This is a genomic window from uncultured Draconibacterium sp., from assembly GCF_913060805.1.
Lineage (GTDB): Bacteria > Bacteroidota > Bacteroidia > Bacteroidales > Prolixibacteraceae > Draconibacterium.
Window position 1 is genome coordinate 47,902 of sequence record NZ_CAJXTC010000015.1, and the last position, 23,946, is coordinate 71,847.

The 23,946-nt window shown below is 42.4% G+C and carries 17 protein-coding genes; 11 read left to right on the forward strand and 6 right to left on the reverse strand.

Going from position 1 to position 23,946, the window contains the following annotated elements:
* Positions 1 to 11 precede the first annotated feature (11 nt).
* The 5 genes from QZ576_RS10875 (at position 12) to QZ576_RS10895 (ending at position 9,709) form a co-directional block, all read left to right on the forward strand.
* Complete coding sequence (locus QZ576_RS10875) at positions 12 to 3,191, forward strand: glycoside hydrolase family 2 TIM barrel-domain containing protein (RefSeq protein ID WP_297097001.1); 3,180 nt, start codon at positions 12 to 14, stop codon at positions 3,189 to 3,191.
* Positions 3,192 to 3,270: 79 nt separating this feature from the next.
* The gene (locus QZ576_RS10880; RefSeq protein WP_297097003.1) at positions 3,271 to 4,776 is read left to right on the forward strand and encodes a glycoside hydrolase family 30 protein; all 1,506 of its coding nucleotides are present in this window, start codon (positions 3,271 to 3,273) and stop codon (positions 4,774 to 4,776) included.
* A 124-nt stretch (positions 4,777 to 4,900) separates the two neighbouring features.
* Entirely contained in the window at positions 4,901 to 5,590 is a 690-nt protein-coding gene (locus QZ576_RS10885) for a lycopene cyclase domain-containing protein (protein WP_297097005.1), read from the forward strand.
* A gap of 11 nt (positions 5,591 to 5,601) precedes the next feature.
* The gene (locus QZ576_RS10890; protein ID WP_297097007.1) at positions 5,602 to 6,840 is read left to right on the forward strand and encodes a glycosyltransferase N-terminal domain-containing protein; all 1,239 of its coding nucleotides are present in this window, start codon (positions 5,602 to 5,604) and stop codon (positions 6,838 to 6,840) included.
* Between the two features lie 316 nt (positions 6,841 to 7,156).
* Positions 7,157 to 9,709, forward strand: a complete 2,553-nt coding sequence (locus tag QZ576_RS10895) for an adenosylcobalamin-dependent ribonucleoside-diphosphate reductase (RefSeq protein ID WP_297097008.1) — start codon at positions 7,157 to 7,159, stop codon at positions 9,707 to 9,709.
* Positions 9,710 to 9,767: 58 nt separating this feature from the next.
* Here QZ576_RS10895 and QZ576_RS10900 read toward each other — a convergent pair whose 3' ends face one another.
* Both QZ576_RS10900 and gcvH read right to left on the reverse strand, forming a co-directional pair.
* The gene (locus QZ576_RS10900; RefSeq protein WP_297097009.1) at positions 9,768 to 10,301 is read right to left on the reverse strand and encodes a LytTR family DNA-binding domain-containing protein; all 534 of its coding nucleotides are present in this window, start codon (positions 10,299 to 10,301) and stop codon (positions 9,768 to 9,770) included.
* Positions 10,302 to 10,526: 225 nt separating this feature from the next.
* Positions 10,527 to 10,907 (reverse strand): glycine cleavage system protein GcvH, encoded by a 381-nt coding sequence (gene gcvH / locus QZ576_RS10905; protein ID WP_163325881.1) that lies wholly within the window; start codon positions 10,905 to 10,907, stop codon positions 10,527 to 10,529.
* A gap of 233 nt (positions 10,908 to 11,140) precedes the next feature.
* Between gcvH and tsaE the strand changes: the two genes are divergently transcribed.
* From tsaE to QZ576_RS10925, 4 genes are all read left to right on the forward strand, one after another.
* Entirely contained in the window at positions 11,141 to 11,563 is a 423-nt protein-coding gene (gene tsaE / locus QZ576_RS10910) for a tRNA (adenosine(37)-N6)-threonylcarbamoyltransferase complex ATPase subunit type 1 TsaE (RefSeq protein WP_297097012.1), read from the forward strand.
* Between the two features lie 106 nt (positions 11,564 to 11,669).
* Complete coding sequence (locus QZ576_RS10915; RefSeq protein WP_297097014.1) at positions 11,670 to 12,881, forward strand: alanine dehydrogenase; 1,212 nt, start codon at positions 11,670 to 11,672, stop codon at positions 12,879 to 12,881.
* Between the two features lie 16 nt (positions 12,882 to 12,897).
* Positions 12,898 to 13,746, forward strand: a complete 849-nt coding sequence (locus tag QZ576_RS10920; protein WP_297097015.1) for a LytTR family transcriptional regulator DNA-binding domain-containing protein — start codon at positions 12,898 to 12,900, stop codon at positions 13,744 to 13,746.
* Positions 13,747 to 13,971: 225 nt separating this feature from the next.
* Positions 13,972 to 14,484, forward strand: coding sequence for a hypothetical protein (locus QZ576_RS10925; RefSeq protein WP_297097018.1), 513 nt, complete (start codon positions 13,972 to 13,974; stop codon positions 14,482 to 14,484).
* Here the strand turns inward: QZ576_RS10925 and pulA are convergent.
* The 3 genes from pulA to QZ576_RS10940 form a co-directional block, all read right to left on the reverse strand.
* Positions 14,466 to 16,412, reverse strand: coding sequence for a type I pullulanase (pulA, locus tag QZ576_RS10930; RefSeq protein ID WP_297097020.1), 1,947 nt, complete (start codon positions 16,410 to 16,412; stop codon positions 14,466 to 14,468). The two genes, QZ576_RS10925 and pulA, sit on opposite strands and share 19 nt — an antisense overlap.
* Positions 16,412 to 16,960, reverse strand: a complete 549-nt coding sequence (locus QZ576_RS10935; RefSeq protein ID WP_297097022.1) for a hypothetical protein — start codon at positions 16,958 to 16,960, stop codon at positions 16,412 to 16,414. Before QZ576_RS10935 ends, pulA begins: the two co-directional genes overlap by 1 nt.
* A 116-nt stretch (positions 16,961 to 17,076) precedes the next feature.
* Complete coding sequence (locus QZ576_RS10940; protein WP_297097023.1) at positions 17,077 to 18,444, reverse strand: aminopeptidase P family protein; 1,368 nt, start codon at positions 18,442 to 18,444, stop codon at positions 17,077 to 17,079.
* 180 nt (positions 18,445 to 18,624) lie between these two features.
* Between QZ576_RS10940 and QZ576_RS10945 the strand changes: the two genes are divergently transcribed.
* On the forward strand, positions 18,625 to 20,862 hold the full coding sequence (locus tag QZ576_RS10945; protein WP_297097024.1) for a GH92 family glycosyl hydrolase: 2,238 nt from the start codon (positions 18,625 to 18,627) through the stop codon (positions 20,860 to 20,862).
* Between the two features lie 51 nt (positions 20,863 to 20,913).
* A complete protein-coding gene (locus QZ576_RS10950; RefSeq protein WP_297097026.1) occupies positions 20,914 to 21,534 on the forward strand; it encodes a hypothetical protein in 621 nt (206 codons plus the stop codon).
* A gap of 760 nt (positions 21,535 to 22,294) precedes the next feature.
* Here QZ576_RS10950 and QZ576_RS10955 read toward each other — a convergent pair.
* Positions 22,295 to 23,935 (reverse strand): M1 family metallopeptidase, encoded by a 1,641-nt coding sequence (locus QZ576_RS10955; protein ID WP_297097028.1) that lies wholly within the window; start codon positions 23,933 to 23,935, stop codon positions 22,295 to 22,297.
* Positions 23,936 to 23,946 lie beyond the last annotated feature (11 nt).

A 23,946-nucleotide genomic window follows, 5' to 3' on the forward strand; every position in this document is an offset into this window, starting at 1 on the left:
AAAAATCTTATTTGACACTAACATTATTTTCCATCGCACTGGTTGCATTGGTTTCGTGTAATAATTACACCGACTACTCCAATGTGCCGTTCGATGAGCCCAGTCCAAAACCCTGGGAAGACCCTGAAATTTACCAGATAAACAAAGCCGAGCCGCATGCACATTTTATTCCTTTTGCATCGGCCGAACAAGCACGCACCGAAGATAAATGGCAATCGCCACTACTAAAATCGTTGAACGGAACATGGCAATTTCACCTGGCGCAAAACCCGTCGGAGCGTCCGTTTTGGTTTTTCAAAAATGATTTCGACACCCGTGAGTGGGACGAAATTCAGGTGCCTGCCAACTGGGAAGTGGTTGGCTTTGATTACCCGATTTACACGAACGTAAAATACCCGCACGACAGAACTCCACCGCTGATCCAGAAGGATTACAACCCGGTTGGATCGTACAAACGTACTTTCGAAGTTCCTGCCGAATGGGATGGTAGCGATATCATTGCGCATTTTGGCGCGGTTTCGTCGAACATGAATCTTTGGGTGAACGAACAATACGTGGGTTACAGCGAAGACAGTAAAACACCTGCCGAGTTCAACATCACCAAATATTTGGTTCCAGGAGAAAACACCATGGCTGTTGAGATTTTCCGCTGGAGCGATGCTTCGTATTTGGAAGATCAGGATTTCTGGCGTTTAAGTGGTATCACCCGCGATGCGTATCTTATTGCGCGTGGCGCACAAGCGTTAAAAGATTTCCGTGTTGGTTCATCATTGGATGACACATACACAAATGGTTTGTTTACACTGGACGTAGAACTGGCAAACAATGGCAACTTAACAGTTGAAGCTGTTCTTTCGAATAACGGAAATGTTGTAAAAGAATTCTCGGAAACTACCGATGGAACATCAGTGAGTTTTGACGCTGAAATTCCAAACGTAAAACAATGGTCGGCCGAAATTCCAAATCTTTACGAACTGGTAATTACGCTTAAAAACGGAAAAGATATTGTTGAAGTTATTCGTCAGGATGTTGGTTTCCGCCGCATTGAAATTATCGATGCAACACTTCGCGTGAACGGCAAATACGTTTACATAAAAGGTGCCAACCTGCACGAACACAACGACAAAACCGGTCACGTTCAGGATAAGGAAACGATGTTGCTGGATATTAAAACCATGAAGGAAAACAACCTGAATGCCGTTCGCACATCACACTATCCGCAACCGGAACTGTGGTACGAGCTATGTAATAAATACGGTTTGTACATTGTTGACGAAGCAAATATCGAATCGCACGGAATGGGTTACGGACCTGAATCTCTGGCCAAGGACGAAGCCTGGAAAGCGGCGCATTTGTATCGCACAAAAAATATGTTTGAACGCGATAAAAACCAACCTTGTGTGGTAATCTGGAGTTTGGGTAACGAAGCCGGAAATGGCGTAAACTTTATGGCGACTTACGATTTCCTTAAATCGGTAGACGATACGCGCCCTGTGCAATACGAGCAGGCTCACGGTGGCGCAAACACCGATATCAATTGCCCAATGTACATGCGATTGGACGGCATGGAACGTTTTGCCAAAGAAAAAGCCGACAAACCTTTAATTCAGTGCGAATACGCGCACGCCATGGGTAACAGCGTTGGAAACTTGCAAGACTATTGGGACCTGATTGAAAAATACGATGTGCTGCAAGGTGGATTTATCTGGGACTGGGTTGACCAGGGCTTGTGGACCACCAACGACGCCGGAGAAGGATTCTGGGCTTACGGAGGCGACTTTGGCCCCGACACCGTTCCTTCTGATGGCAACTTCTGTAATAACGGTTTGGTTGATCCCGACCGTGCTGTAAAACCACATCTTTTAGAGGTGAAGAAAGTTTACCAGCACATTGGTTTCAATGCCGTTGATTTGAAAAAAGGAGTTATCTCGATCGAGAACAAATATGTATTTATGAATCTGTCGGCTTTCGACTTTGTTTGGGAAGTTACTGCCGACGGAAAAACAGTTGACAGCGGCGACCTCGGAAGCTTTGATTTAGCTCCGGGCGAAAGCAAAAAAGTAACCATCGGTTTTGATGTAAAACCGGAAGCCGGAGTTGAATATTTCCTGAATGTACATGCAAAACTAAAAGAAGACTGGAGCCTTGTTAAAGCCGGTTGGATTTTGGCCGAAGAGCAATTTGAAATTCCGTTTGTTGTACCAATGACACTGGAATACAAAATTCCTCAAATGCCGGATGTAAGCCTCGAAGAAACAGTAGAAGCAGCAACCGTGTCGGGCGAAGGATTCTCAGTAACTTTCGATAAGAAAGCCGGTATTATTTCAAGCCTTAAAAAAGGTGAGACTGAAATGTTGATCAGCGGCCCGATTCCAAATTTCTGGCGCGCACCAATCGACAACGATTTTGGTAACAACCTGTACAACCGTAGCCGCGTTTGGCGTAAAGCCGGCGAAAACCGCGAGGTTGCAGACGTTGCCGTAAAAGCGTTAAGCAAGAACACTGTAGAGGTAGTTTTCAACTTTGATTTGGTAAACGAGGACAAAGAAAAAATTGCTTCGTACAAATCGATTTACACGGTTTACGGCACAGGAGACATTATGGTTGAAAACAACTTTAAAATGACAGCCGACGAATTGCCGGAAATCGTTCGAATGGGAATGAATCTGGTAATGCCACGCAAATTCGACCAGATGAGCTGGTTTGGCCGTGGCCCGCAGGAGTCTTACTGGGACAGAAAAACCGGAGCTTTCGTTGGCTTGTATAGCGGTAGCGTTGCCGATCAGTATTGGGCATATCTTCGTCCGCAGGAAAACGGTAACAAAACCGATGTTCGCTGGGTAACCATTACCGACGACGCCGGAAACGGTTTGTTGTTCGCGGGAATGCCACTATTGGAAGTTAGCGCCCACCACAATATTATGGAAGACTTTGAAAGTGTTGAGCGTACCGATGGCCGCCAGGTAGAAGGCGTTGAAGTGATCAACCGACACATTAACGACGTAAAACCGCGCGACCTGACTTCGGTTAACATCGACTACAAACAAATGGGTGTTGGTGGCGACGACAGTTGGGGTGCATGGACACACGACGAGTACCGATTGACCGATAAAGAATACAGCTATGCGTTTAAAATAAGCTTTATTTCGCCTGAAGAAGATGCGGCGAAAAAAGCAAAGGCAAAATATTAAAAAAGAAATCAACTAATCAATAAAAGGCGTATCAACACCCGGTGTGTCGATACGCCTTTTTTTCGCTAAACATCTCATTATGAAACCACTTTACCTTATCCTCCTGATTCTAGCTGCCGGTTGTCAGCTCAATAATAAGACTGCCAACAATAAGCAATCCATAAAGGTGAACATCAACTCAGAAGTTGAATTTCAGGCCATTCATAATTTTGGAGCTTCTGATGCATGGAGCTGTCAGTTTGTGGGAAACTGGCCGGAGGAGCAAAAGAATAAAATTGCCGATTTACTTTTTAGTCTTGAAGAAAAGGAAGATGGTTCACCTGCAGGAATTGGATTAAGTTGCTGGCGCTTTAATATCGGAGGAGGGAGTGCCGATCAGGCCGGCGACACAAAGATCTCCGATCCATGGAGAGAAGCCGAGTGTTTTTTGCAGGAAGATGCGACGTATGACTGGAACAAACAAAAAGGTCAGCGTTGGTTTTTACGCGCTGCCAAAGAACGTGGAGTTGAAGACTTTATTGGCTTTGTAAACAGCCCACCGGTTTGGCTAACCAAAAACAAACGGGCAAATTCCGATGGTGGAAACTCAACAAATTTACTTTCCGAAAATTTCGATAAATACAGCCGTTTTTTAATTGATGTAACAAAGAACATTAAAAAAAACGAGGGGGTTCTTTTTGATTATCTGTCGCCTGTAAACGAACCGCAATGGGACTGGAAGGACGGACAGGAAGGTTCGCCATGGACAAATTCTGAAGTAGCCGAAATATGTAAAATTATTGGCAACGATTTGAAAAAAGCCGGACTTTCAACAAAAATTGAGATTTCGGAGGCCGGTCAACTCAACCACTTTTATGAAAAAGCAAATGATGTGGAAAGGGGCTTGCAGGTAGAAGATTTTTTTTCGCCTGAATCAGAAAACTACGTTGGCAACGTACCCAATATGGCACACAAAATTGCCGGGCATAGCTACTTTACAACCACCAACGATTCGGTTTTAAATGCTGTAAGATCCAAAGTGAAAAATGAGATAAACAAAGTTGACCCACAACTGGAATTTTGGATGAGTGAGTTTTGCGTGCTGGGCAACAACGACGGATTTACCGGAAATGGCCGCGATTTAGGTATGGAAACAGCATTATTTGTTGCCAATGTTATTCATGCAGATCTTACCATAGCCAACGCTAGTGCGTGGCACTGGTGGCTTGCTATTAGCCCTTATGATTTCAAAGACGGACTTGTATACATTGATAAAAGTGAAACCGACGGCAATTTCTACGAATCGAAACTGCTATGGACACTTGGGAATTACGCCCGTTTTATTCGCCCCGGAGCGAGACGTATTTTTGTAGAATCAACACCGAATTCAAATCTCAAAATTTCTGCTTTTAAGAATTCAAACAACCAAATAGTTGTGGTTTGCATCAACCGGGGAGATGCAGCAGAAAATATTCAGTTTAAGCTTTCCGGAGAAGCCAGAGTCTACGAAACCTCTGATAAACACAATCTTACATTAACAGGAAAACAAAACCTGGACAAGGCAATCCAGGTACCCGGCAGAAGTGTAACAACTTTTGTTAGGTAGTGAATTATTAATCAACAGAACTGCAAAATGTAAAAACTCCCGAATCAACTAAAATGCCGAAAAAAACAAAATCCCAAATTTAAAATTCCAACAAATCCAATACCTTTGCTCAAAATTCAGAAAAATGGAAATTCAAAACCTGTCGTACCTGTTGTTATTGCTGATATTTCTGGTGATTCCGGTGGCCCTCAGCTTTCAGAAAAAGGTGCGGTTTGTTTTCAGGCTAAAGTATATTTTGCCTGCCGTAATTTTTGCCGGAGCCATTTTTGTGATGTGGGACCTTCGGTTTACCCAAATGAGGATTTGGACCTTTAATCCCGATTACCTTTCCGGCATTGAACTGTTACGATTACCGGTTGAAGAGTGGCTGGCATTTTTAGTTATTCCGCTGTCATCCATTTATATTTACGAGTGGTTAAAAGTCCGTTTCGAGGATTTCGAAAAACCCAATGTTTTTCTGATTGTCAGCCTTGTACTTTTACTGATAACCGGAGTTTTAGCCTACATTTTCCGCACCCGGATGTTTAGTTTCTTTACATTTTTCCTGTCGGCAATTTACCTGGGTTACACCGTTTTTCGTAACCGTTTTAAAAGATATTACACCAAATTTTACCTGGCGCTGGCCATCTCATTAATTCCCTTTTTAATTGTCTCGGCAATTTTAAATTCGCTTCCGGCAATTGTTTACGATTCGGCCCACACCATGGGATTAGCCCTGTTTGGCGTTCCTGTTGAAAAGATCGGCTACCTGTTTTTACTTTTACTCATTAACGTAACGATCTACGAATATTTGAGCAACCGAAAGCAATACTAATTCTGAAAACGATGAGCTTACTTTACAACCTTGGAATTTTGTTTTACGGATTTTTTATCCGTGTTGCAGCCTTGTTTAACGAGAAGGCAAAACTGTTTGTTGCCGGGCGTAAAAACTGGAAAAATAAGCTTAGTTCAGCAGTTGACAATAATGCCTCGTACATTTGGTTTCATTGTGCATCGTTGGGCGAATTCGAGCAAGGAAGGCCGGTATTAGAGGAAATTAAAAAGCAATATCCGCAATACAAGATCGTACTCACTTTCTTTTCGCCATCGGGTTACGAAATCCGGAAAAATTATGAAGGCGCCGATATTGTTGCCTATTTACCCATGGACACCAAAAAGAATGCGCAGGAGTTTATCCACCTGGTTAGCCCCGAGAAAGTATTCTTTGTGAAATACGAATTCTGGTACAACTACATTACAGAACTCAAACGTCAGCAAATTCCGCTTTATATTATCTCTGCCATTTTCCGTGAGAACCAGCAGTTTTTCAAATCAACTCCCTGGGGAAAGTGGTACCGAAAAATGCTTCACAGCTTCGAGCATATTTTTATCCAGAACAAAACTTCTGCCCAACTACTTGAACAGGCCGGCATCAAACATTACACGATTTCGGGCGATACACGTTTCGATCGGGTAGCCGAAATTGCCCGCGGTGCAAAAAAGTTCAGCATTGTGGAAAAGTTCAGGGGTAATAATGTAACCCTTATTGCCGGAAGCACCTGGAAACCCGATGAGGAGCTGCTTGCAGCGTTTATTAACAACAGCAGCGACGTGAAGTTTATAATCGCGCCACACGAGGTTGCACCGGCAAATATCAACAGAATTCAGGAATTGTTGAAAAAACCGGCTATTCGTTTTAGTAAAGCCGATATTTCCGACATCGACAGCTACGATGTGTTAATAATTGATTCAATCGGAATATTATCGTCGCTGTACCAATACGGAAACATAGCGTACATAGGCGGTGGCTTTGGTGTTGGCATCCATAATATTCTGGAAGCGGCCACTTTTAAATTGCCTGTTTTGTTCGGACCGAATTATTTAAAATTTAAAGAAGCGGTTGATCTGGTAGATGAAAAAGGCGCCTTCCCTATCCAAAATTTTAACGAGCTGAAAGCTACACTCAACAAGCTCATCAACGATAAAACAAGCCTGCAAAATGCCTCCGAAATTTGCAAAAAATATATAGAAAAAAACGTGGGCTCAACAACACTTATCATAAATAAAGTTTTTAACAAAAAGTGAAAATTTGCACGCTTTTTGTTAGCAAATTATTCTTCGAAAAATTGAATTTTTACAAGTAATATTCCGTTAACAAAAATCTTCATCAGCTAATAATAATTTTCAGTTTTGGTAAACTTTTTTTAACTATCAAATATATAACCCACTATCCCTCTGCTACATAACAAATCAAAGTTGATAACTTTTAATTAATTAGCCCTCAAAAAAATTCCAAATATTTGATTTCTATTCTATCTTGCATTACACAATTTGTTGTGATTGACATCTAAGAAAATCGAATATACATTCTTATAACTTTTAATACACTTACAGGAAAAAAATGGCAGTAAACGAAGTATCTGTAAAAGCCCCGGCGGGCAAAAAAATTTACTCTCAGGAAGAAGCAGTAAATGCCTCGCTAGAGTACTTCAAAGGAGACGATTTGGCAGCAAGAGTATGGGTAAACAAATACGCCCTTAAAGATTCGTTCGGAAATATTTTCGAAAGAACACCTGACGACATGCACAAACGCCTTGCAAAAGAAATCGCACGCATTGAAGAACGCTACCCAAATCCATTAACCGAAGAAGAAATCTACAGCGTCCTAAAAGATTTCAAACACATTGTTCCACAGGGAGGACCAATGACCGGTATTGGCAACGACTATCAAATCGCATCACTATCCAACTGTTTTGTTGTTGGAAACGACGGTGACTCGGATTCGTATGGTGGAATTATGAAAATTGACCAGGAACAGGTGCAATTGATGAAACGCCGCGGAGGTGTGGGACACGACCTGTCTCATATCCGCCCAAAAGGTTCTCCGGTAAAGAACTCGGCATTAACATCAACCGGTATTGTTCCGTTTATGGAGCGCTATTCAAATTCAACACGCGAAGTTGCGCAAGACGGACGCCGCGGTGCATTGATGCTTTCAGTATCGATTAAACACCCCGACTCGGAAAGTTTTATCGATGCAAAAATGGAACAAGGCAAAGTAACCGGAGCCAACGTATCGGTAAAAATCCAGGACGATTTTATGGAAGCTGTTGAATCGGGAACTCCTTACACGCAGCAATACCCGATCAACGGAAAAGCACAGTACACCAAAAATACCGACGCCGGTAAAATCTGGAAAAAGATTGTAAAAAATGCGTGGAAATCAGCCGAACCGGGAATTCTTTTCTGGGATACCATTATTAAAGAATCGGTGCCTGATTGTTATGCCGACCTGGGTTACCGCACGGTTTCTACCAACCCATGTGGTGAAATTCCGTTGTGTCCTTACGATAGCTGCCGCCTGTTAGCCATCAACCTGTACTCGTACGTAGAAAATCCATATACCAAAGACGCGAAGTTCAATTTCGAACTATTTAAAGAACACATCCATTATGCACAGCGTATTATGGACGACATTATCGATCTTGAGCTGGAAAAAATTGATGCCATTTTAGAAAAAGTTGAGGAAGACCCTGAAGCTGAAGAAATTAAATTTACGGAAAGAAATCTTTGGGAAAGCATTCGCAGAAAAGCAAAAGAAGGCCGCCGTACCGGAATTGGTATTACTGCCGAAGGCGACATGCTGGCTGCATTAGGATTACGCTACGGTAGCGATAATGCAACTGATTTCTCGGAAGAAATTCATAAAACAATTGCCATTGAAGCTTACCGTTCGTCTGTACACCTGGCAAAAGACCGTGGTGCATTTACCATTTACGATGCTGAGCGCGAAAAGAATAATCCGCTTATCAACCGTATTAAAGATGCCGATAATGGTCTTTACGAAAAAATGGTAAAATACGGCCGTAGAAACATTGCGCTGTTAACCATTGCTCCAACAGGTACAACCAGCTTGATGACTCAAACAACATCAGGTATCGAACCGGTTTTCCTTCCGGTGTACAAACGTCGCCGTAAAGTAAATCCGAACGACAAAGATGTTCGTGTTGATTTTATTGACGAAGTTGGTGATTCATGGGAAGAGTACACTGTTTTCCACCACCATTTTAAAACCTGGATGAAAGCGAATGGTTACGACACATCTGTTGAATATTCGCAGGAAGACCTGGACAAAATGGTAAAAGAGTCGCCTTATTACAAAGCTACATCAAACGATGTTGACTGGCTGAATAAAGTGCGTATGCAGGGAAGAATCCAGAAATGGGTAGACCACTCGATTTCGGTAACTATTAACCTGCCTGCCGATGTAAAAGAAGAGCTGGTTGGCGACTTGTATTTCGAAGCCTGGAAAAGCGGCTGTAAAGGTGTTACCGTTTATCGCGACGGATCACGTTCGGGTGTGCTTATTTCGAACGACGATAACAAGAAAAAAACTGAAGACGGCGCATTCCCGCTGAAACGTCCTGAAAAACTGGAAGCCGACGTTGTACGTTTCCAAAACAACAAGGAAAAGTGGATTGCATTTATCGGTTTAATGGATGGCAAACCTTACGAGATTTTCACCGGTTTGCACGACGATGAAGACGGAATTTTGCTGCCTCGCTCGATAACCAAAGGTTATATCATTAAAAGCTGGGAAGGCGAAGATTCGCGCTACGATTTCCAATACGCAAACAAACGTGGTTACAAAACCACTATTGAAGGATTGTCGCACAAATTCAATCCGGTATTCTGGAACTACGCCAAGTTAATTTCGGGAACCTTGCGCCACGGTATGCCAATTCATAAAATTGTTGAACTGGTAACCAGTCTGCAACTGGATAACGAAACCATTAACTCGTGGAAAGCGGGTGTGGCACGTGCACTGAAGAAATACATTCCGGACGGAACAATTGCCGATGATGCAAAATGTGGCGAATGTGGATCGGACGATGTAGTTTACCAGGAAGGCTGTTTAACCTGCCTATCTTGCGGATGCTCAAAATGCGGATAATATATTCGAGAAACTATACTAAAAAGCCGGGATCGTTTCGATTCCGGCTTTTTTATGCTTAAAAATCTATTAAGTCTCTGATCTTTTCGTTGTAACTTTTACTGCAGGAAACTACTCTTTCCTTATCGCATTTCATAACCAGATCAAACCGGCCATTACCCAGCTTCTTAACCTCGTGAATAAGATTCTTATTCACCACTGTTGATTTATGAATACGAATAAACTCCTCGGGAAATTTCTGTTCTAAATCAGCAAGCGTACTATCAACCACGTATTCTTTTCCGGTTACATCTGTTAGAAAAACAAAGTTATTCCCTGCCGAAAGATCAACGATCTCATCAAAACGAATGAGCGTAATTTTATTCCCCTCTTTAACGGGATAATATTCTTTAATTTTCTCTTCCGTAATCAATGGCTCCGGCTGATTATTCGTATGGGTGTCCAGTTGTGTAGTTGTTTTAGGAGCTTTACTTTTTCTAATCAGATATCTTATCAGCAATACCACCGGCAAAACGATTAACAGGCCTGGGATTAGAATTAAGAGAATTATAATTTCCTGCGGACCGATAAATCCAAGTAAAATTGTGTTCATTGATTTATATTTTAGTTTTTGTTCAAACTAAACAAATACTCTGTTAAATTAAAAATCAAAATTAACCACCTAACTAAAAATCAGGGCAACTGATCCCAAAAAAGTGGCAAGGCGCCTTAGGTTATAAGCAAGTAGCCTTCATGTAAACATCGATATTTCAGTTTTTGGCACAAAAAAATGCCCCACCGAAAAACGATGAGGCATTTACTTATGCTGTAAAATTTCTTAAGCTTCAATCATTGCTTTGTAAGCGTCAGCATCCATCAAGTCATCTAACTCCGATGCATCGGCAATATTTACTTTAATCATCCATCCTTTTCCGTATGGATCTTTGTTTACCAATTCAGGGTCGTCGGCTAAATCTTCGTTGAACTCGGCAACTTCACCTCCAACTGGCATAAACAGATCCGAAACGGTTTTCACTGCTTCAACTGTTCCAAAAGTTTCACCTTTGTCCAATGTTTCACCTTCAGTTTCAATTTCAACAAACACAACATCACCCAGTTCTCCCTGAGCAAAATCGGTAACACCTACAACAGCTACATCTCCCTCAACGCGTACCCATTCGTGGTCTTGCGTATATTTCAAATCAGCTGGAATATTCATATTTTTAGTTTTAAATTATTTAAATCGAATTCCTTGAAAGCCGCCCGTTAAATCTATCGCTTTTTAAAATTCGCCGGGTGCATTTCGCATCAAGATATTTGCCAAAATTAAAACATTTTAATGAAAAACAACCCCCTTATACCCATGCATTTCCCTGATTTTTATCGCATTTTATTTCAAGAGGTGCAAAATATGTGGCTCTTTTTGTATAATTGCAAAAATTGTTGAAAGAGATGTATTCAAAAAAGATCAATTCGCTCGACGAGCTTAAAGTTGCTGCAAAGGAGCTGATTACAGGATTTAGTGACGACCGCGTTTTTGCATTTTACGGCAAAATGGGTGCAGGAAAAACAACTTTTATCCAGTCGATTTGCCGTGCGCTGGGATCGGACGACAACGTTACCAGTCCTACTTTTGCGTTGATAAACGAATACAACACTGCTAATCTTGATTCGATTTTTCATTTCGATTTTTACCGGATAAAAGACATCGAAGAGGCTTACGATCTGGGCTACGAAGACTACATTTACAGCGGAAGCTACTGCCTTATTGAATGGCCGGAAATGATCGAATCGCTTCTGCCCGAAAAAATGGTGGAGGTAAAAATCGAAGTTCAGGAGGATGATACCCGCCTGATTACTGCGCAGGAAATTTAGTTTCCGATACCGCTTTTTACTTCACGACTAATTTTCTTTGAAAACTCCCCTTTTGCTTGTAAATTGGTGCTGTTGATTTCGTCAGATAAATTCATTAAGTTCAACTATGGAAAAAGCAAAAGAAAAGGTATCGATACCAAAGACCATGCTTCTGCCCAAAGAGGAGATGTTGGAGGTAAAAAAGAAGGGCCAGAAAATAAAAATTGGCGTTCCTTCCGATCTGTCGAAAGTTGAATACCGGGTACCTTTATCGCCGCAAGCCGTTGATTTGCTGGTTTCGTACGGGCACGAAATTCTGATTGAACGTGATGCCGGAAAATCAGCCAGCTACAGCAACGAAGATTACCAAAAAGCCGGCGCTACCATTGCTGAAACCAAAGAAGAAACTTTTCAGTGCGACATAATTTTACGTATTGCACCTTTCGATTGCGACGAGATCGATGCCCTGCGCGGTAACCAGGTTATCATTTCAAACATGCAGATTCAGGCACATTGCAACGAATCGATCCAGAAAATGATGCAAAAAAAGGTAACAACCATTGCCTTTGAATACCTCGAAAACGAAGATGGTTTTCTTCCTTTCGTTCACCAAATGAGCCAGATTGCAGGGGTTACTTCCATTACCATTGCCAGCGAATACCTCAGTAATTCGCGCAACGGGAAAGGCGTTTTGTTTGGCGAGGTTACCGGCGTTACACCTGCCGAGTTGGTGATTATCGGCACCAGCACTGCCGCCGAATATGCAGCACGTGCAGCACTCGGATTGGGTATTTTCGTGAAGGTTTTTGATACTTCGGTATACGAACTCAGCAAGCTGGAAGAGAAACTTGGCCGACGTATTTTTACTTCGGTGTTCTACCCTAAAGTTTTACGTAAAGCGCTTATTTCGGCCGATGCGGTTATTGGAGCAACCTCATTTAACACGCCTCCAAAATTTAAAGTGTCGGAAGATTTGGTAAAACAGATGAAGGAAGGATCGGTAATTATCGATCTGAACGTGAGTCAGGGTGGCTGTTTCGAAACTTCGAAGTGTACTGATTTTAAAAATCCAACTTACACCAAACACGGCGTGGTGCATTATTGTGTACCCAACACTCCGGCCATGGTGGCACGAACCGCTTCCATTTCGTTGAGTAACATTTTAATTCCGATTTTGCTTGCCATTGGCGACAACGGCGGGGTTGAAAACTACATAAAAGTGTCGAAAGGTTTCCGAAAAGGTGTATACATCTACCACGGAATTCTCACCAACCACGATGTGGGGCGCATGTTCAACATCCCGTCGAAAGACATCGATTTGCTGCTGGCAGTTTTTTAATCAAGATTAAGTTCCAATGCTGAACTCGCTAAACAAAAAATATCCGTTTAACGACAACCTAAAGGTAAATACACGCTCCATTTCATCCGTGAGCCTCGGTATTTTTTTGTTCCTTTTGTTCTTTCAGCCTTTCCAGGTTCAAAATCCCGATTTCAATAACCGCCTCATCATCCTTGCAACCTTCGGTGCCATAACACTGGTTTTACTCAGCATTTTTCGTGTTGTAATTCCTTCCATATTCATCACCGCCTTTTCAGAACCTCGCTGGACGGTTTTAAAAGAGATCATCATCGATCTGCTTTTTGTTGCTTGCAACTCGGTAGCGTTTGCGTTTTTTGCGCGTTATGTTGGGCACATTCCAATGACCTTTGGTATTGTTATCAATATCGTGATCATTTCAATAACAGCTGCCGCAGTTGTTGTTGTTACCAACCAGTTTTATTTGTTAAAAAAGAAAGTCCAAAAGCTGGAACTTGCACCGCAAGAAACCGGTAAAAATGAACCGGTAAAAGCTCCCGAAGAAATTGAGTTTGAATCGGAGAACAAAACCGAATATTTCACGCTTTTTCTTGAGCAGCTGATCCTTATAAAATCAGCCAACAATTACATTGAAGTGATTTATAAACACAACGACGAGATCAAGAAAAAGCTGATCCGGAACACCATGAAAACCACTGAAAACTTGCTGAAAAAATATCCGGAAGTCATTCGTTGTCATCGCTCGTGCATGGTAAACAAAAACTACATTAAAAAAGTATCGCGCGGCTCCGATGGATTGGAGCTGAATCTCTTCGATTACCCGCAGGTAATTCACGTTTCGAGGCAATACGTACTTCGTTTAAAAGAAGCACTAAAAGCATCCTGATCCGATTAAATTTCGCCTTATTTTTCTTTCTAAGGTTTTAAAAAACCTTTCAGATCGCCTACTAAAAGCTGAACGTGGGATTAACGTCGTTTATCCCTGATAAATGACATAAATCCCAAAAACACGCAAATCATCACTAATAAAAGCCATAAATCCCAAAAACTTTTTTTTCGAATAAAATGGCCGTTTATTTGAAAAATCGAAAACAATGTAAATTTTATTGCCATGAATATATTACTTATTTATCCGGAAAAAGAGAACAATTCAAAGGGATTTGAGGCTTTCTTCCAAAAGCTTTTTAACAAGACCACTGAAGATCCGCTGGCGCTGATTGAGATTTCGATTCAGCTGCCAATTACCTGGGAAAGAAAGTTACGTGATCTGAACCAGGAGAAGTTAAATACAAAAGATTTAGCGTGGGCCGATTATGTCATTATTAAAGCCGATCCAAGGCAAAGAACGTCAACAGTAAAACTTATTGACAAGTGTAAAGCCGCAGGGAAAAAGATAATAGCTGAAGGAGAATTATTTGATTCTCAGCCTGCCGATTTTGAAAATGTAGATCACCTGATTTTAAACCAGGCAACATTTGATCCGTTTGTACGGGATATGGAAGACAATACGACACAACGCATTTACAGCGCTGATTTCAGAAAGGAAAAATTACGGAGAACTGCCTATTCGTTACTGGGATTCTCGGGCTACTTTTCGCGAAACATTCACACGTTTTCAGCCTGAACCAAGATTATTAGCGAAACAGGATCTACCGTAACAGTATCTTCAACAAGTTCTATTCCCTCTTCATTAATGCTATTGGCATCAGCTATAACTTTGTACCGTCCTTCGGGTAACGGAAATTCAACCTCCTCCTCGTTTCCATTAAAAATGAGGAATATTTTTGACCAGTTGTCGCCAACCGCTTTTGCGTCTATACAATAAGAAACTACCCCGATTTTATATTCGGCACAGAAATTCAAATCTTTTCTGATCGCATCGGCAGAAGTCATTCGGAATGCCGGATGATTTTTCCGCAGCTGAATCAATTTCTGAAAGTATTCAAAAACATCGATGTATTCATTTTTGCGGCTCCAGTCGATCTGGTTCACCGAGTCGGGCGATTTATAGGAGTTTCCGTTCCCACCTTTTGTCCGGCAAAAATCAACTCCGGCATGCAACAACGGTACGCCTTGTGAAGTCAAAACCAGTGCTCCGGCAAGTTTTACGCGCTTGCGCAACTCCTCATCTGTTGCTTTTGGCAAACTTTGTTTCAGTTTATCCCAAAGCGTATAATTATCGTGGCACGATACATAATTGATACATTGGTCGGGCTCGGCAGCCCACGCCGTATCTACTGTATCGATGTAGCCGTAATTCACCTGAGGATGATAAACAGCCGCGGTGATTCCAAATTTCACAGCCTCCTCGCGCAGGTTAAGTCCGCTCACAAAACCTTTCGACTTTTTATCGCCGTGGTTTCCTTTCAAAGCATCGCGAAAATCGTCGTTAAAGCTGGCTATTCTTCGCATTGCCGAAGTGTTCCTTTTCACTGCCCGTTTCGATTCCGGCATCGGACTTTGGTCGGCAGCCCAGCCTTCGCCGTAAAGAAACAAGCCACGATCGATTTTATCCAACGACTTTCGGATTTCCTGCATGGTTTTCAGATCGTGAATACCCATCAGATCGAAACGAAAACCATCAACATGAAATTCCTCCACCCAGTAGTTAAGCGTATCGATAATATATTTACGTACCATTTCGCGCTCCGACGCCAGTTCGTTGCCACAACCTGATGCGTTTGAAAACGAACCATCCTCTTTTTGGCGGTAAAAATACCCCGGAACGATTTGGTTAAAAACCGATTCTTTGGCGTAGTAAGTGTGGTTAAAAACCACATCCAGAATTACACCAATTCCGTTGCCATGCAAAGCTTTTACCAACTCCTTAAATTCCACAATTCGTTTGCGCCCGTCGTAAGCATCCGTTGCATACGAACCTTCCAGCGCGTTATAATGCATGGGATCGTAACCCCAGTTATATTTTTCAAGTGGTTTTTCTTCGTCAACCGTCACATAATCGTTCACCGGCAACAGATGAACATGCGTAACTCCCAATTCTTTTAAATGATCGATACCCGTTTTTACTCCTTCCGGCGTTCGTGTTCCTTCTTCGGTAAATCCCAGGAACTTGCCTTTGTTTTCAATCCCTGAATTTTCGGCAATGGAGAAATCACGAACATGCGTTTCATAAATTACTGCATCGGTAAAACTATTGTAACGCGGACCATTGTCGTAAACCCATTCTTCAGGATTTGTGGTGTTCGGATTGTAGATCATTCCACGCAAACCGTTCGCACCGACACAGCGGGCATAAATTCCGGCAACCTCATCTAACCATTCGCCATCGTTCACCCTGAAAGTATAGAATTTCCCTTCGTAATCGCCGGTTAAAACCGTTCCCCAAATGCCGTTTTCTTTCTTCTGCAGGTTGGTTTTATAATACGATTCGCCACGCACTCCATCTTTGTACAGGCGCAGTTCCACCATTTGTGCCGTTGGTGCCCAAATTTTTACAGTGGTCTTTTCAGGCGACCAAAAAACACCTAAATCCTTACCCGAATAGCCGGGATAAGTAGAAAAATCGATATGGTTAAATTTCCAGTTTCGCATTAAAATTTAACTAATGTTTTGCGTAAAAAAACCGCTTTGTTCCCCAACCTTTTCCCCTTCACATCTTTCAAATATATCTTGGCTTTTGGATATTTCTTCAACGATTTATCGTGCGAATAAAACCGATTCAGATCAATCGTTAACTGATGCGTTTTCCCTCCCTCGAGATAAAGTGGATAAAAGCTGTAATTATCCATTCCTTTGAGTTTGAACTTTCGTTTCATCCAAAAATTATCGAAAATCAAAAGCGGCTGATCCAGATCAATAGCTGTGGTGCCGGTGTTTTTTACGGTAAGAATTAAATTATCGGGATAGAAATTTGTATTCTTCTCCAGTTTGATACTTAGCTTTTTGAGTTGCAAAAACGGCCTGCGTTCCCTCTTCGATTTCTTGTTAAAAGAACGGCCACTTACAATAAAAGCCACGGTAATTGCAGCCAGAATCAGAAATACCCACAGCAGTTTATGCCCTTCGGGGCCGACCTCGTTTTGGGCAAAAAGCCACAACGAATTCAATAATAAAACCGCAAGAATACTTCCCTTCTTCATTGTTGCTAATTTGGGGCAAAAGTAAAGTTTTTATTGATTTAAGATCGCTACTGCTTACAGGTTTCACGGCAATACGTTTCATACTTAACATGAAACCCGTAAGCATCAGCCTATTATCATCGAAGTGCTTCTACATCTTCAACGGTTTTTGGTTTTGGTTTGCCGAGAAGCTGCGCACCATTTTCGGTCATTACGAAGTCTTCCTCGTTTCGCATACCACCAAAATTACGATAGCTATCAACCTTTTCCCAGTTAATAAAATCGTTGAATTTGCCTTGTCCGCGCCACAGATCGATCAGTTCAGGAATAAAATAAACCCCAGGCTCGATGGTAAATACATGACCTGCTCTCAGCGGTTTTGCCAGGCGAAGCGATTTCAGCCCGAACTGCGTGCTTTTTGGCTGCCCGTCGTAACCAACCCACACTTCACCAAGATCTTCCATATCGTGAACATCCATGCCCATCATGTGACCGGTTCCGCAAGGGAAAAACAAAGCATGCGCACCGGCCTCAAAAGCATCCATGGCATTTCCTTTTGTGAAGCCCATTGATTTTAGTCCGTCGAAAATAGTGGTAGCCGCTGCAATGTGCGCATTTTTATATGGTTTGTTCAATTCGAGTGCGCTAATTGCAGCTTCGTGTCCTGCAAGCGAAATTTCGTATATCTCCTTTTGCTCTGGCGTGAATTTTTTGCTTACCGGAAAGGTACTCGATAAGTCGCCCGAGTAGCTCAGTTCGTTTTCGTAACCGGCATCAACCAAAAACAAGTCGCCCTCTTTTACGGTATTTCCGTGAAAATGATTGTGCAATGTTTGCCCGTTTTTAGTGGCAATTATAGGGAAAGCAATGTTTCCGCCGGCTGCCAATGCTACTTTATGGATTTCGGCTGTTACCTGAGCTTCCGTCATTCCCGGACGTGCAAATTTCATGGCTGCAACATGCATGTCAACCGACACATTTACCGCCTGATGCAACTGCTCGATCTCTTCTTTAGATTTTATTTCACGCTGGCTAACCACGGCTTTTACCAAATCAAGCGAGTAGGTATTCGCCACATCTTTTGGTGCCACATCAATCAGCTCCAGCAACTTAATTTTATTCTCCGGACGGTAAAGCGGCAGGAAATGAATCTTCTTGCTTTTCTCCACAACCGAAGCCAATTCTTTCATCGGAAAAACCGTCGACACGCCACACTGAGCAGCTCGGTCCGCAATAGTTGGCTGTGGTCCCATCCACACAATATCGTCGATGGTATAATCATCTCCAAAAACAATCTCCTTGTCGTTATCAATATCGATTACCGCAGCCAGGCCCGGATGCTGAATTCCAAAATAATACAAAAAGGTGCTGTCTTGCCTGAAATGATAGGTGTTATCAGCATAATTCATCGATGATTCGTCGTTACCAAACAACAAAATCAATCCTTCCCCAACCTTCTCCTTTAGAACTTTTCTTCGTTCGATGTAAATCTCTTTCTGAAACATTTTTGCAATTTTTTTATGAGTCCGTGAATGTAGTAAATTCTCCATTTCAGACTATGACAAATGTTCGGATTGCTTTCACTCTGTCGCCTCACGCCATATAAAAATGATCGAATGGAACGATTTCTCTTCTTTTTAAAATTTTTAAAAAGTAACTTTGCGCAAAATTTATATCAACAGAAAATGAGAGCACTAACTGTACTTATCGCCCTGACTTTATTGATTTCCGGATGTGTTTCGGAGCAAAAACAAACCGAACCGGATATTTTAAACTACGTTGATCCGTTTATTGGAACCGGATTTCACGGGCACACTTTTCCCGGCGCAACCACTCCGTTTGGCATGGTTCAGCTGAGTCCGGATACACACATCATGGGTTGGGATGCCAGCAGTGGTTACCACAACGAAGACTCAACCATTTACGGATTTAGCCACACGCATTTGAGTGGTACCGGAATTGGCGATCTTGGCGATGTGCTTTTGCTCCCCTATTCAAATTCGGATGAGTTAAAACCCATTGGACTATTCGATAAAAAAGACGAAACAGCGTCGCCCGGATACTACAAAGTGCGCCTGAAAAACCTGAATGTTACAGCAGAATTAACAGCTACCAAACGTGTGGGCTTTCATAAATATTCGTTTGACGACAGCAGCGATAGAAATATAATGCTGGACCTCGGACACATTTTGCAACCCAACTGGGGACACAGCATTGTAGAAAATACGATTCATCAGATTGATGATAAAACTTTTGAAGGCGTTCAACTTACGAAAGGTTGGGCCGAAGATCATTTGGTGGCTTATCGAATTGAATTCTCCGAAGCATTTGATCAGCTAAAAACTTTTGCCGAAGGAGAACCTACCACCGAAACCAGTCTGACAGGGAAAGACATAAAATTACATTTCAAATTTCCGGATAACGACAAAGCCCTGCTGGTAAAAGTTGCTTTATCTGTAGTTGACGAAGAAGGCGCCAATAAAAATATGCAGGCTGAACTTACAGGATGGGATTTTCAAAAAACCGTTGAACAAGCAAAAGCAGAATGGCGGGAAGCCTTGCAGGGAATTACCATTTCAACGGATGACGAAGCAGTTAAAACCAACTTTTACACGGCATTGTATCACAGTATGATGTCGCCATTTACAGCACAGGATGTTGATGGCCGGTATCGAGGGATGGACAAAACGATCCGCCAGGCACCGGAAGGATTTACTAACTACACGGGTTTTTCGTTGTGGGATACGTTCCGCGCTTTTCACCCACTCATTACCATTATCCGACCTGAAAAGGCCGGCGAATGGGCCGAGGCGCTGGTACAAAAATACCGCGAAGGTGGTCTTCTTCCGAAATGGCCACTGGCATCGAATTACACCGGGACAATGGTGGGTTACCCGGCAACATCGGTAATGGCCGATGCGCTGGCAAAAGGATTGGTGCCGAATGCTGATCTGAACGACTGGAAAGAAGCTGCCGTAAAATCGGCTACCTGGCAACCGGAATGGTTAGAGGAACATAAAGGAACACGCGGTGCAGAAGTAATGATGAAACACATTTATTACAAAGAAAAATACGGATTCGTTCCTTCTGATTCTATCACTGCCTCTGTTTCGTATGGTGTTGAAATGGCTTATTACGATTGGTGTGTAGCAGAAATTGCAAAAGCCGCCGGCGACAATAAAGCAGCTGATGAGTTCTACAAAAAGTCGAAATACTACGAAAATTATTTTGATGCCTCGACAGGATTTATGCGCGGCAAAAACGGAGATGGTAGCTGGCGAACACCTTTTAATCCAAAATATTCCGACCATAATCACGCCGATTACACCGAAGGAAATGCTTACCAATGGAGCTACTTTGCTCCGCACGATATGGATGGAATGGTAAATCTGTTTGGCGGAAAGGAAGCTTTTGAATCAAGACTGGATAGTTTGTTTACTACCAGTTCCGAAATTCTGGGAGAAAATGCATCGGCCGATATCACCGGTTTGATCGGGCAATACGCACACGGAAACGAGCCAAGTCACCACATGGCATATTTGTACAATTACACCAATGCAAAGTGGAAAACGCAAAAATACCTCGATCAGGTATTGTACGATTTCTACCTGCCGGAACCTGCGGGAATTATTGGCAACGAAGACTGCGGCCAGATGTCGGCATGGTATGTACTGAATGCCATTGGTTTTTACCAGGTATGCCCCGGCGATCCGACCTATACCATTGGCCGCCCGGTTGTTGACAAGGCTTCGATCAGAGTTCCGGGTGGTACTTTTGAGATCATTGCTCACAACAATTCAAAAGAGAATAAATTCATCGAAAAAATTGTGCTCAACGGCGAAACGCTTGAAGAGCCTTTCTTTACGCACGAAGACTTGATGAATGGTGGCACGCTGGAGTTTTTTATGACAGCAAAAAATTAAACCACGCAACCTTTAGCTCTCATTGTCCATCTGTTTACTAAACAAAAGACAATGAGAGCTAATTACTTTTTCCTCCTAAGCCTGTTACTACTGGCTTTCGTTTCATGTAGCGACAGTTCTGACGACAACGAATTCGAGATGCCGGAACGTAGTTATACCAAACTTATCGAACGAAATTCAGATACTTCATTTGAAGCCGAACTGATCACCAAAGCAGAGTCATACTATCCTCCAAAGCAAGATGTTATTGATGCCACAGAGTGGTCAGGGATAGAGGTGCCCGAGACAGATTATTGGTACTACAACCATTTTGATGGCGTAATGATTCCTTATTGCATCACCACTGAAGCCATTGATTATTATTCGACCTTAATCGATGAGTTCAACGCCAATAAAGAAGATGTTTTCTTTTATACAGCTGAATTTACCTACACGGCAAATGTCGAGTTCCATGATGCTTATACTTCACCGGATAAAAACTCAATGGGCGAAACAGTGGAGCCTCAAAGTTTTGAATCAGTTTATGTGGTAACGCTCGATCTATACTGGATGGATTACTGCGGACCACTTTGTGCTATGTGGATCGAAAAACAACGAATTGCAGTGTTTAATGAATCGGGCGATTTACTGGAAGTTTTTATGGACGGAACGATATCAGTTCCGGTTTCCTAGTGTCAAATCAAGTATAAGGTATTGGTTAAGCCGCAGTTATTTTTTTGTGTTTTGTGAAGTTAGAAAAAGTAAGCATAGCCATAGCTACGCGAGTCTTTTTATGACGAAACAAAACCGAAAAAGAACAAGGCTTGGGGCGATAGATTATGCTTGACTTGGCACCAACCAATTCGAATATAAAAAGAGCCTTACGATCTTTTATCGATCAATGTAAGGCTCTTTTGTTTTATATGCTGTCGCAGAGTATAGAAACACTTGCTTTTGCCTTATCAGGCAGATTCTCCTCTTTGGCTTAGCCCAAAGAGGAGACAGAAAACCCAAGGCTGCGCCCGCTTCCCTCGGAAAAGCTACGTGATGCCAGCTAAAATTCCTGAAACTCGTCGTACCTCCTCAAACATCAGTAATTTGTTGCGCTGCCACCACTTGTTTTCCGGCTCACCGGCCGAGGCCCAGCTTCGATGTTACTGACGTTACATCAATGAACGGCCTCTTTTGGGATTTGTCCGGAGTTGAAATAAAATCTTAGAGAGAACGGGAAGCTTCGAAGAATTGAGAAGATCACCCGTCCGAACTTAGGTTTTATGAAAACGAAGGATTAAGCCCAAAAGTAGCCTTGATCTTTTTGCTTCGTTTTTGCATCAAGGCAAAAATGAAGGCCGCCGGCAGGCAGAAAGCAGAGCATTTCGTTGTTTTCCACATCTAGCATTCAGCTGCCTTTTAAGGCCACTCCAAATCTTACTTATCTGTATGGCCTTTTGTTTTATAGGTCTACAACCTGAAAACTAGCCACATAAAAGTCTTTATCGACTTCTACTTTTTTTACTTTCTCGTCGGAATCGAAATATTGCCAGCGACCTGAAGGATTCAACCATTTCAACTCTCCATTGATGTATACTTTCAGTGGCAATTTAAAATCGTCGATACAATTGGCCCACCGATATTGCAGCTCACCATCGATCATTGCAAACTCAAAAGTCGGGATTCGTGTGTCGCGCAGATACTGGTTAAAAAAGCCTTGTAAATCAAGCCCGGTATGTTTCATTAAATAGCCTTCAATTTGCTCAGCTTTTACCGTCTGATGATAGAATTCTTTATTTAAACCGCGCAGAATTCCGCGCCATTTTTCATCGTCGTCAACCACTTGTCGCAAGGTATGCAACATATTGGCTCCTTTTGGGTACATATCTCCCGATCCCGGGTAATTTACGCCGTAAACCCCAATAACCGGGCGGTCGTTGAGAATACCCAGACGACTTCCCCGGATATATTCCGAGCCGGCCTTTTTTCCCCAGTAATATTCCACGAACAGATTCTCCGAGTAATTGGTAAAACTTTCATGAATCCACATATCAGCCTCATCCCAATTGGTAATGTTATTGGCAAACCACTCGTGTCCCGATTCGTGAATAATGATAAAATCAAATTTGAAGCCCCAGCCCGAATAACTGATATCGCGGCCACCGTAACCATTTTTATAACCATTTCCGTAGGTCACCGAACTTTGATGCTCCATTCCCGGGTAAGGTACTTCCACCAATTTGTAACCATCTTCGTAAAACGGATACGGACCAAACCAGTGCTCAAAAGCTTCCAGCATCATTGGCGCCTGTTTAAAATGCTCTTTTGCCTTTTCGAGGTTTTGTTTCAGCACCCAATAATTGCAGTCCAAATCGCCTTTTTCGCCTTTAAAAACTTCGTGCCAGTGCGCATAATTGCCAATATTAATATTTACCCCGTAGTTGTTTATCGGATTGTTTACAAACCAATGCGCCGTTTTTGTGCCGTCATCATTTTGTACCACTTCGCGCAAACGACCATTAGACACATCCATTAAATGATCGGGGAAAGTCACGCTTATCAGCATACTGTCGGGCTCGTCGTAAGGATGATCCTTGCACGGCCACCACAAACTGCCACCGTCGCCCTGGTTGGTATTTACAATAAAATCGTAGCCATTGGCATCTTTTTGCCAGCTGATACCGCCATCCCACGGAGGTCTTCTACTAATTTTCGGTTTCCCCGAATATTCAACCAGCAACTCGTTCACATCATTCGGATTTTGCTGCTTTTCCAATTCCACAAACCAGGCATTTCCATCTCGAGTATAATCGAGCACTTTGCCATTTTGAGTAATTCTCGAAATCTTCATCGGTGGCTGCAGGTCGATCTGCATCAATTGATTCGGTTCCAAAACCCTATACTGAATCAGGTTGCTACCTGAAATCGTACTGTCAGCCGGATCTACTTTAACATCCAAATGATAATAAGTGAGATCCCACCAAACTCTTTCGGGCGTGATACTTCCACGCAACGAATCCTGGTGCGTAAAATTTGTTTTTTGTGCAGCTACATTCAATCCCAAAACAACCAACAATGCTGCAATAAATAATCTTTGCTTCATCAATCTAAAAT